Raw genomic sequence first — 11,014 nt, 5'->3', positions numbered from 1 at the left:
AAACGCCAACTTAAAAAATGGATAGTGAATAACTAGCTACCCTAGGGTTTCTTTTGCCTTTTTTTCTGTTTAGTAAATTTCTTAAACATTTATAGCTAAGGTTAGTTGCATTTAAAAGCAGCTGAGTCGCGGTTATTAAGCGTTTAGAATAAAAAAACGCCATACTTGAAAGTATAATGTAAGTAATTAGCCAACTACGGGGCTTCTTTTGCCTTTTTTTTATTTGGTAAATTTCTTAAATATTTATGGCTAAACGACAATCGTCATCCCGCTACTTGTTAGCGGCCGAGATACCGCGAATGAATCGCGGTATGACGGTTCGCGGTGGCATGACGATAAAGTTTATACCTCGTCATCCCGCTGCTTGTTAGCGGGATCTCTTGTTAGCGGCTGAGATACTGCGGCGGTATGACGTAGATTGCTGTCATTCCGCTACTAGTTAGCGCCGCAGCGGTATGGTGTAGGAAAATTAGCTATATAGCTAACTTGTACCACGCGTTAAAGCTTTTAAACAGGTCTTGGTTTACTTACTCCATTATTTTCTTTATTATCAGATATCATTTTAAATAATATGGAGGAGCAAATTGTCAGCAATTGCCATTATTGATTTTGGTTCACAGTTTACACAGCTTATCGCAAGACAAGTAAGAGGAATGGGTGTTTATTGTGAGATATTTCCAAGCAACATCAGTTTTGAAACAATATCAAAATTCAATGGGTTTATTCTCTCTGGAGGACCACAATCTGTAAATGATGATTGTTCTGAAACAAGTAGAGTAGTACATGAAATTATAAAACTTAATGAGGCAACAAGCGTTCCTATACTTGGAATATGCTATGGACAGCAACTCATTTGTCATTATTTTGGAGCAAAAGTAAAAGAGAGTTTCAAACAGGAGTTTGGTAGAACTAAAATCAAGATACTAAAAGAATCCCCCATTGTAAAGGATACCTGGGATGTTAATTCTGAAGTGGATGTATTAATGAACCATGCGGACAGTGTTGATACTATACCACAGGGATTTACTGTTATCGCATCAGGTGTGATAAATCAAACAATTGCAATGATTGTCAACGAACAGCGGAAGATTTACTGTACTCAGTTCCATCCTGAGGTTAAGCCCACAACAAATGGCAGTAAATTGCTCTCTAACTTCTTGGATATTGCAAATTGCAAAAGAGACTGGACAATGAAGTCGTTTATTGAGGAGCAAAAGGAAAAAATCAAAAATGTAGTAGGAGAGAAAAAAGTAATCGCTGCAGTAAGTGGTGGGGTTGATTCAAGCGTTGCAGCGGCTCTCACACATAAAGCTATAGGAAAACAATTGAACTGTATTTTTATCGATACTGGGTTGTTACGCAAGAACCAAACCATCGCTATGTTGAAAGAGATTCCGATAAATTACGTTGATAAATCAAATTTATTTTTGAGTAGGTTGAAGGGAATAACTGATCCAGAAGAAAAGCGAAAAATTATCGGTAACACTTTTATTGAAGTGTTTGAAGAAGAAGCAAAAAAAATAGGTGATGTGGATTTTTTGATGCAAGGTACCATCTACTCTGATGTAGTTGAGTCAGGGCATGCCTCAGACAACACTAGTACAATTAAGTCTCACCATAATGTTGGTGGGTTGCCAGAAAAGATGAATCTGAAGTTAGTGGAGCCTTTACGTTACCTCTTTAAAGATGAGGTAAGGCTACTTGGAAAAGAAATTGGGCTTTCAGACGAGATAATATTTCAACATCCATTTCCTGGACCCGGACTTGCAGTGAGGATTATAAGTGAAGTCGATAAAGAAAAGGTGCAAATATTGCAAGAAGTAGATGAAATATATATTAATACGATGAAAAATTACGATCTATATGATAAGATATGGCAAGCTTTTGCTGTATTATTACCAATAAAAACTGTAGGCGTTATGGGAGATGGTCGTACGTATGGATATGTTTGTGCTTTAAGGGCTGTAACATCATCTGATGGTATGACAGCCGATGCATTTCCATTTGAAGATAAGGATCAACACTTGCTAGTATTTTGGGATTTTTTACGCAATGTCGGCAGTATAATTGTTAATAATGTTCCCGGAGTAAATAGAGTTGTTTATGATATCACTTCTAAACCACCCGCAACTATTGAGTGGGAGTAAATCAAAAAGATCCCGCTGCTTGTTAGCTGGATCTAGAGATACCGCGAATGAATCGCGGTATGACGGTTAATTTTCTTTATTTTGCTTATAATTTCCACAAGCAGTGCAAACATAAATGAAGAATACAAATATCCTTTTGGTAATTCTATATGAAATCCATGAAGTATGAGGTACACACCGACAAGTAAAACAAATAAAATGGCGATTATTTTTAACCCTGGGTTAGATTTGATTAACTGGGCGGTATAACTTGATAAAAACAGCATTGCTAGCATGGAAAATGTAAATGCTGTAGCAATTATTACCATGTTATAAGTTAGTGCTATAGCAGTTAATATCGAATCAACCGAAAAAACTAAATCTATTAATATAATTTGTAGCACAACTAAAAAAAATTTTGATTTAACGTTTGCTTTCTTTTTATTTTTCTTACATACAAAGATGTCATCCCGTAACTCCATAGAGCTCTTAACAATAAGGAATAATCCCCCTGCGATCATAAGTAAATCCCTTGCTGATGCAGTGTGAAATATAGGTTTTTGCATTGATAATATAGATGATGTAAAAAATAGTATTACAAAACGCATTAATAGTGCTAATCCAAGGCCCATAAGGCGCACTCTTTCTCTCAGCGCATTTGGTACCTTATCTATTGCTAGAGAAATAAAGATTAAATTGTCTACACTAAGTATAGTTTCAAGTAGTGTAAGTGTCAGTAAAGTCCAAGCATCAGTTAGCATTTTTGTTTCAAATTCGGTTCTTCTTACTCTACAATAGATGTGTAAAAATTAAGTGACTTCACTCAGAAGTTTTATAGCAGTTCTCCAGAAAAACAGGATATATAAAGTTCAGCAGCTTCTTCTATTTTCGTTTTTGAGCAAAATCAATAATAAGAGAGTTTCTTATTTTCATGCACGCAAATAAGATAAAGCCTTATTTTCATTTTTGACTTTATTTGAAAATAATATATACTATAAAAATAGTGTGCTAGGTTGAATGAATGTATATTAAAGGATCACCATCAGGCAAAGTATTCGCTGGTTATCAGGCATTTATACCAAGCCCCTTGCCACCAAAATTTGAATGGGACAATGATTTAGTGAATAGTCTTTAAACCCTTACTTTACTATAAGGAAAGTGGTTGAAAACTTAGGTGTCGTATTTACAACAGCCCAAAGAGCAATCGTAAAGCTTGAAGATTTAGGCATCGTTTCACAAACTTCTCAAGGAAAGAGAGACCGGGTTTATTGTGCAACTGATATTTTGAATATTCTAGAAGAACCAACTAAGATTACAGAGAACTTCGATAGCACATTGTAGCTATTGTGATGAATAAATTCAGCAAACAGCAAGCTTAAAGAGTCTGATCCAATGGACATGCTGAACAAAAAGTAAGGAGCTCCTTTTGGAGGATTATATTAACTTATTAATTAATTGCTTGACTTTTAGCAGGATTTATTATATTATTTATTAATGAGTAATGCAATCAAACCAAGGAGGATAGCATGATAAATAATTTGGATTCAATAATTCTTGGAATAAAAGATGGTGAAAAGGCGATTGAAGATTTAAGGGTTGTTCTTAAAAAAAGAAAAGAAGAAGTTATTACTACACAGACATTTAATTACGCTTTACAATGCCCACAAACTACAAAGGAAGCGATAGTACACGAAATTCTGCTTCATTTTATACAAAATCCTGGCGAGCAATCACTAGAACAAGTAATACAATACTTAGATGGAGCAATACAATCTAGGATATATGCAAAAAACAACCCAATAAGAAATCTAGATGAAGAATTTCGTACTCATATAAACTTTAAAGATGAAGAGGGAAATACATTACTACATCATGCAGTTATAGGTAATAAAACTGAAGAAATAACCACCCTGCTTGTTACATATAGTGCAAATCCTTTGATACAAAACGCGGATAATAAAGTTCCCTCAGATTTAGCTCAAGGAAAAACAAAAGAAGTGCTTATTAAAAGTATGAAAAAACAAGCTAATACGAAAAAAGAAAGCGCTATGGTAGGCAGTTTGGTGCCTGGCGTAATAATTGGTGGTTTTCTTGGTGTTGTACTTGGAGCTGGTGTGTGTGTTGCAGTAAGTCTTTCTGGTGGTATGATACTAGGTGTGATGATAGCATCTTCTCTTGTTGCTAGTATAGCTATTGGACTGGCCATGTATTTTTTGAGTCAAGACTATGAACAGGCTAAAGCGATAGAAAAAACTATTAGCACTGTTAGCTCTGAAATATCTGTTGATGATACAACTGTCGCAAATGGTAAAAAGGGGCCATAACTTACATAGAAAAAGCTATAGTATTTTTCAAACTAAATAATAAACCTTGTAATTAGGATATTCTGGATTCCAGCGTCACGCGCTGGAATGACAACTGTGTTTTTGTTTTTTTGTCATCAAATACTCCTACTCTTTATGTCATCCAAGTGTCCTGACTACTTGGATCCAAGAAATTTAATTGTTTTAAATTTTCCCCTCTATACACCTATTTAAAATTTATGTTATTCACATGTGCAATATAATCTATAATAACGTTTATCAATACAATATATTAAAAAATATTATGAGCTTCGTAAAAGAAAAAAACACCCCTGTGATGGAGCAGTATTTGAACCTGAAAGCTCAATACAAAGATCATCTGCTATTTTATAGGCTAGGAGATTTTTATGAATTGTTTTTCGATGATGCTATTAAAGCTGCGAAATTGCTGAATATAGTGCTCACTAAGAGAGGTAATTCGTGTGGGCAAGAAATACCAATGTGTGGAGTGCCAGCACACAGTAGTGAATCTTACCTGCACAAGCTAATAGATTTAGGATTCAAAGTAGCAATCTGTGATCAATTAGAAACTGCTGATGAAGCAAAAAAGAGGGGCTATAAATCCATAGTAAAACGTGATGTAGTGCGAGTTGTAACTCCAGGTACAATTATAGAAGATTCACTACTGGAGGATAAAAGCAATAATTATCTCGCATCCATAGTTGAACAAAATGACGAATATGCTATTAGTTGGCTTGAATTATCGACGGGAAAATTTTTTCACACTTTAACGAGTTTGAAAGCTCTAGATAGTGATTTATTGCGTATATCACCAAGAGAATTATTAATTTCTGAAAAATTCACTGAGGATGAAAAAATTAGATCGATTTTAAAAAATGATAAAATATCAATTACGCAACACGCACAGAGCTTTTTTGAGTATAGTAAATCTCACAGAACATTATGCGAGTTTTATAAAATCAGGGAACTTGGGAGTATAGGAAATTTCAGCAAAGTAGAAATCATGGCGTGTGGTGCACTGCTTGAATATGTCAGAGTAACACAAAGGGGCTCTATTCCAAGGCTTGAATTCCCAAAAACCTATAAGCAACAAAATTTCATGCTTATTGATGCTTCAGCAAGGAGAAATCTTGAGTTGTTTTCAACTCAATTTGGTGAAAAGAAAGGTTCACTAATTTCAGTTATTGATCATACAGTTACAGCTTCTGGTGGACGCCTGCTCAAACAAATGCTCGCTTCACCCCTTGCTTGCTCCAAGGCAATCAATTTGAGGCTCAGCACCGCTCAATTTTTTGTAAATAATCATGATTCACGCAGAAAAATACGAGAGATATTATCTAACATTCCGGATATTGAAAGGTCTTTATCGCGCTTAATACTAGGGCGTGGTTCACCAAAGGATATGAACCTATTGAAAATAGGCCTAGGAAAGACTTTAGAATTGTCTGAGTTCTTATGTAAAATTGAATCAGGTGAAAATGGATCTCTCCCACAACAATATGTCATCCAAACTGAGATCCAGCCAGCGTCACGCGCTGGAATAACAGTAAAATCAGACAAGAGTGAACTAAGCACAATACATAAAAGCCTTGGCAATCATAAAGACCTATTTGAACTGTTAAATAGTGCTATACTCGATAATAACCTCAGTTCCGTGAAAGAAGGAGGATTTATTCACTCAAAATACAACTCAGAATTATCTGAGTTATCTTATATATTGAACAACAGTAACAAGTTGGTAACTAAGCTCCGTGAATCTTATCGCGATCTTACTGGCATTGCCGCACTCAAAATATTACACAACAACATACTTGGTTATTACGTTGAAGTGTCGGCAAATCACAAAATAACTTCGGATATATTTATTCATAGGCAAAGCTTAGCAAATAGCATGCGCTACACTACTAATGAATTGAAAGAACTAGAAAATAAAATTCTTACGGCACGTGATGCTGCAATCGGCTTAGAAATGAAAATTTTTAGTGAACTGTGTAGTGAAGTCGCTAAAGAATCTGAAAAAATTGCTCTTGCTGCAAATGCTTTGGCAAAACTTGATATTAGAACCGCATTTGCAGAGCTTGCAGTGCAAAATAATTACGTAAAACCCATTATTGATGACAGCAAAGAGTTCAATATCTGTAGCGGAAGACATCCAGTGGTTGAAGTTAACGATAAATTCATTGCAAATAGCATCAATTTAGCTGGTATACATCTAATTACTGGTCCTAATATGGCTGGAAAAAGCACTTTCTTGAGGCAAAACGCTCTCATTGCAATTTTAGCTCACATGGGGTCATTTGTGCCAGCAGAGAGTGCACATATTGGAGTGATTGACAAGATATTCAGCAGGGTTGGCGCAACGGATAATATAACAGCTGGTTATTCTACCTTCATGGTAGAGATGATCGAAACAGCAACGATAGTAAATCAGGCAACGGACCGTTCCTTGGTGATACTTGATGAAATTGGTAGGGGCACAGGGGTGTATGATGGATTATCTATTGCACAGGCGGTGATTGAACATATTCACAATGTAAATAAGTGCCGCGCCATTTTTGCAACTCATTATCATGAATTAACTAAAGTAAGCAAATACTTGAAGAACGTGAAATGTTTTTGTGTAAAAATAAGAGAGTGGAACGGAGAGGTTATTTTTCTACATGAAGTAATTGAAGGCATTGCAGATGAGTCATATGGAATACATGTAGCGAAACTTGCTGGTTTTCCTGATTCTGTTTTAAATAGAGCAAGTGAAGTGTTTGAGGAGCTGAAGGCTTGAATCATTATTATAAGTGAAGAATTACCTATACAATCGTGGTAGTAGCTATAGAAACGAAAAACTTACTTGACACCCTTCGCCAGCTCCCTTATCATGATAGTGAAGCTATTGTATTTGCTTTCGCCAATCTGCAGATTAAAAGGTAAGGATTACTTAATGTATCGGCGTCTTATGTTCAATTTTTTGCAGTATATAGATACTGTATGTCTTTACAAAACTTCATCTACATCTAGATTTTTATCTAAATAAGCTGAACGTGCTTATAAAGCGTTACAAGACATCAAAAAATGCCAATACTCGACAGAGATAGTAAAAGACTAGCTAACTCGGGGATTCTTTGTCTTTTTTTCTGCTTAGTAAATTTCTTAAACATTTGCAGCGTAAGTTAGTTGCAATTAAAAGCAGCTTAATCTTGCTTGTCAAGCGTTTAAAACATAAAAAACGCCAATATTTTAAAGCGGATAATAACCCCAGGGCTTCTTTTGCCTTTTTTTTATTTGGTAAATTTCTTAATATTTATAGCTAAACGACAATCGTCATCCCGCTACTTATTAGCGGGATCTAGAGATACCGCGGCGGTATGACGTAGGACTGCTGTCATCCCAGTGCTCCTTTTTTTGTCATCCCAGTCTGGGATCTATTTTGCATGTAACTCCAATTGTGTTTTGGCATAAAACGCGACGCGTATTAGACTTATTTGCAAGCAAAGCTTGCTAGATCCAAGTAGTCAGGGCACTGGGATGACAGGAGAAGGAAGCACTGGGATTGGGATGGAAAAGGCTATTTGTGTGATGCCAATGAGTGATAGAAAGTTCTGCAAGAAGTCATTAATTGCAAAAATTTAATATAAATTATAAAATAAATCCACTGAATAAAAAATATATGCTAATTAGTACAACATCAGAACTGGAGAATACATGTGAAGAGTTAATAGCAAAAAAGCCGAAATTTATAGCAGTTGACACGGAGTTCATTAGAAATAATTTAATCTACTACCCAAAATTATCGTTAATTCAAATTTCTTACGGAGAGAAGAGTTTTATTGTAGACGCATTAGTGCCAGAAATTGATTTATCATTCATTAAGAAAATAATGCTAAATCAGGGGATAACCAAAGTGTTTCATAGCTGCCGGCAGGATATAGAATCCTTACTCACTGTGTTTAAATGTATTCCCACTCCCATTTTTGATACCCAAGTTGCTGCTATGTTTTGTCATTATTATCATGACTTTATTGGTTACTCAAAAGTAGTGGAGCAATATCAAGGAATAGCACTGGATAAAATTAAAGCTAAAAATTCAGATTGGTTAAGGCGTCCGTTGTCCGAAGATCAGTTAGATTATGCAGTAAACGACGTGGTACACCTATATGACCTATACCAAATATTGTGCAATAAACTTGAAGAAAATAATAGGATGGGTTGGTTTCAAGAAGAGATGGAATCAATAGTTGATATAAATAAGTATTTACATAGCCCAAAAGATGCATGGAAGAGGATTAAATTTAATTATGAAGTAAATCCAAGATTGATACTAACTGTTAAAGCAGTTAGTGAGTGGCAAGAAACCTTAGCACAGCGCTATAATATGAACCGTAATAAAATAATCAATAATGCTGTAATAGCTGATTTTATTGAAAAAAATGTAGAGCATGTTGATGAGATTTTAGATGATCTCAAGAGGAATACAAAAAATATAAAAGATGCGGATTTACTAGAGTTTGTGAATATTTTTAATGAAAATGAGAGAAATTGGATGCAGCAAAACAACACCTTATCGAGTAATTATGACAAATCTGTACTTGATATACTCTCAATTATTTTAGATAGTAAATGTAAAGAAAGTAACATATCAAGGAAATTAGTTTCTTCAAAAGATGAGTTAACCGGGTCAATATCTGGACAGACAGATAAATTATTCAAGGGATGGAGATATGATTTTTTTGGCAGGTCAGTTGAATCATTTTTGAACACAAGCTCAAAATTTGAGATTTCAGCAGTGAAATCCGCAAATAATATAACCAAAATTCAGAGTAATTTAGTGGAGAATAACTGTTGCTAAAGTAACTTAGATTTATCGACAATCGTCATCCCGCTACGTGTTAGTGGCTAAGAGATACCGCGGCGGTATGACGGTTAAGTAGGGTGTTATCCAAGTAGCCCTGACTACTTGGATCCAGGAAAATTGATTGTGCACTATACAACATAAAAGCTAGATTCCAGACTGGAATAACACCACCTACAAATTGCAATGTTCGTATAGTTATGTGCTTGACACTGAGATCTAGAAAATCTAGTTAATATATATAGAGAAACCTTAGCTATAGTTTCAAAAGAAGTCGAATGTATTTTGTTATATGATTATAAGTCTAACAGGCGGAATTGGGGTAGGAAAGAGCTTTGTAGCTAATTGCTTTCAAGAGTTTGGTGCTGTTGTATTTGATGCTGATTCTGTTGTACACCAACTTTATAAAGTGGATAAAAGCATAATAAGTTATGCAGAGAAAAATTTTCCTGGAGTGGTAGTAAATGGTGAAATAGATAGAACAGTACTGTCTAAATATTTCTTAGCCTACGATGAAAATTGGAAACAATTTCAATCTTTGGTTCACTCTGCTGTGCTGCGTGAATTAGAATTTTTTATTGCCAAGGAAAAAAAGATCGATAGAAAACTTTTAGTTTTAGATGTGCCACTTCTATTAGAAACAAAATTTTATTTATATTGCGACCTTATTGTTTTTGTTCATGCAGATAGCGTTGTGCAAGCTCAAAGACTTAACGAACGCAACATAGATAAAGAAAAGCTTAATCTAATCTCCGATGTTCAGTTATCTATTGAGGAGAAAAGGAAGATGAGTGACTTTATTATCGATACCAGTGTAAGCAAAGAGTATGTTTTTTCTCAAGTAAAAGATATAGTGGATTCATTAAACCTAAACACGTAGCTCTACGTCATACCGCCGCGGTATCTCTAGATCCCGCTAACAAGCAGCGGGATGACGGTTGTCAGGATCCCAGCAGCCTCCCTCCCCTGTCATCCAAGTAGCCCCCTATGGTGTCATCCAAGTAGCCCAGACTACTTGGATCCAGGAAAATTGATTGTGCACTATAGCAACATTTTTGATCAAAAACTGGATTCCAGTGAGCTTTGTTGCATAGCAGCAGAAAAATTAGTGATTACTGACAAAATTCATTATAAATAGCGATTTAACTGTTGAAGAAAAAATATGCCACAAAAAATGAGGGTCAGTAACCATAGCGAATATAACAAATTTCTAGAAAAAAGAGGAAATATTTTTCATTATATCAACGAAGCCATAGAAAAGTGGTACGAGAATGGTCCAAAAATACCAGGTGGCAACAATATTTATAGCGATAAAGTTGTAATTTTGGTGCACATAATAACTTGTTTATTTAGAATAGGCCTGAGGCAAACAGTTGGGTTTATAGCAGGATACCTTGAGCAAATTGGGAAAAATTTGCAAGTTATCAGCTATTCACAATCATCAAAAGAAACTCAATATTAAGATCAATGATTGCAGAAAATAATATGGAAGATATCGAAATTGCTATAGACAGTACAGGAATTAGTATATACAACAACACTCCTGGTCATAGCAAAGAAAATAGCGAAGATAGAAAGTATCGCAGCTATGAACAGACAAGAAAATTGCATGTAATGTTGAATACAAACAGCAAAAAAGCCATAGCTGTAAAATACAGTAACGGCTGATCACTATGGAGCTTGTGATTTGCTAAAAGAAGTCGATTTTCAGTATGTCATAA

The 11,014-nt window shown here is 35.2% G+C and carries 9 protein-coding genes and 1 pseudogene; 9 read left to right on the top strand and 1 reads right to left on the bottom strand.

Features of this window, described 5'->3' with window-relative positions:
* Window positions 1–584: 584 nt before the first annotated feature.
* Window positions 585–2,147, top strand: coding sequence for a glutamine-hydrolyzing GMP synthase (gene guaA / locus OZD64_RS06125; protein ID WP_010962427.1), 1,563 nt, complete (start codon window positions 585–587; stop codon window positions 2,145–2,147).
* A gap of 32 nt (window positions 2,148–2,179) precedes the next feature.
* On the opposite strand, the gene OZD64_RS06120 is transcribed toward guaA, so the two are convergent.
* Window positions 2,180–2,887, bottom strand: coding sequence for a TerC family protein (locus OZD64_RS06120; RefSeq protein WP_010082284.1), 708 nt, complete (start codon window positions 2,885–2,887; stop codon window positions 2,180–2,182).
* A gap of 397 nt (window positions 2,888–3,284) precedes the next feature.
* Here OZD64_RS06120 and OZD64_RS06115 point away from each other — a divergent pair, with 397 nt between their 5' ends.
* The 8 genes and pseudogenes from OZD64_RS06115 to OZD64_RS06905 all read left to right on the top strand — a co-directional run.
* On the top strand, window positions 3,285–3,467 hold the full coding sequence (locus OZD64_RS06115) for a hypothetical protein (protein WP_006279522.1): 183 nt from the start codon (window positions 3,285–3,287) through the stop codon (window positions 3,465–3,467).
* Between the two features lie 185 nt (window positions 3,468–3,652).
* Window positions 3,653–4,450 (top strand): ankyrin repeat domain-containing protein, encoded by a 798-nt coding sequence (locus tag OZD64_RS06110; RefSeq protein ID WP_038199714.1) that lies wholly within the window; start codon window positions 3,653–3,655, stop codon window positions 4,448–4,450.
* 283 nt (window positions 4,451–4,733) lie between these two features.
* Window positions 4,734–7,229: a DNA mismatch repair protein MutS gene (gene mutS / locus OZD64_RS06105; protein WP_274999529.1), complete on the top strand. Its 2,496-nt coding sequence runs from the start codon at window positions 4,734–4,736 to the stop codon at window positions 7,227–7,229.
* A 710-nt stretch (window positions 7,230–7,939) separates the two neighbouring features.
* Window positions 7,940–8,074 carry a hypothetical protein gene (locus OZD64_RS06100; protein WP_010962423.1) on the top strand — a complete coding sequence of 45 codons (135 nt, stop codon included), beginning with the start codon at window positions 7,940–7,942 and terminating at the stop codon, window positions 8,072–8,074.
* Window positions 8,075–8,111: 37 nt separating this feature from the next.
* On the top strand, window positions 8,112–9,290 hold the full coding sequence (locus OZD64_RS06095; protein ID WP_010962422.1) for a ribonuclease D: 1,179 nt from the start codon (window positions 8,112–8,114) through the stop codon (window positions 9,288–9,290).
* A 295-nt stretch (window positions 9,291–9,585) separates the two neighbouring features.
* Window positions 9,586–10,173, top strand: coding sequence for a dephospho-CoA kinase (gene coaE, locus OZD64_RS06090; protein WP_006280338.1), 588 nt, complete (start codon window positions 9,586–9,588; stop codon window positions 10,171–10,173).
* A gap of 51 nt (window positions 10,174–10,224) precedes the next feature.
* Window positions 10,225–10,431: a hypothetical protein gene (locus tag OZD64_RS06085; RefSeq protein ID WP_274999528.1), complete on the top strand. Its 207-nt coding sequence runs from the start codon at window positions 10,225–10,227 to the stop codon at window positions 10,429–10,431.
* 24 nt (window positions 10,432–10,455) lie between these two features.
* Window positions 10,456–11,014: pseudogene (locus OZD64_RS06905) on the top strand (transposase); the annotation flags it as partial.

Source organism: Wolbachia endosymbiont of Drosophila tristis, assembly GCF_028981745.1.
GTDB classification, from domain to species: Bacteria; Pseudomonadota; Alphaproteobacteria; order Rickettsiales; family Anaplasmataceae; genus Wolbachia; species Wolbachia pipientis.
This window is presented reverse-complemented; position numbering and strand designations above follow the sequence as displayed.

What these genes read in the sequence shown, in the direction of transcription:
- OZD64_RS06095 (WP_010962422.1), top strand. Translation starts at nt 8,112, where the DNA reads ATGCTAATTAGTACAACATCAGAACTGGAGAATACATGTGAAGAGTTA.
- OZD64_RS06120 (WP_010082284.1), bottom strand. Translation starts at nt 2,887, where the DNA reads ATGCTAACTGATGCTTGGACTTTACTGACACTTACACTACTTGAAACT.
- mutS (WP_274999529.1), top strand. Translation starts at nt 4,734, where the DNA reads ATGAGCTTCGTAAAAGAAAAAAACACCCCTGTGATGGAGCAGTATTTG.
- OZD64_RS06085 (WP_274999528.1), top strand. Translation starts at nt 10,225, where the DNA reads ATGACGGTTGTCAGGATCCCAGCAGCCTCCCTCCCCTGTCATCCAAGT.
- OZD64_RS06110 (WP_038199714.1), top strand. Translation starts at nt 3,653, where the DNA reads ATGATAAATAATTTGGATTCAATAATTCTTGGAATAAAAGATGGTGAA.
- coaE (WP_006280338.1), top strand. Translation starts at nt 9,586, where the DNA reads ATGATTATAAGTCTAACAGGCGGAATTGGGGTAGGAAAGAGCTTTGTA.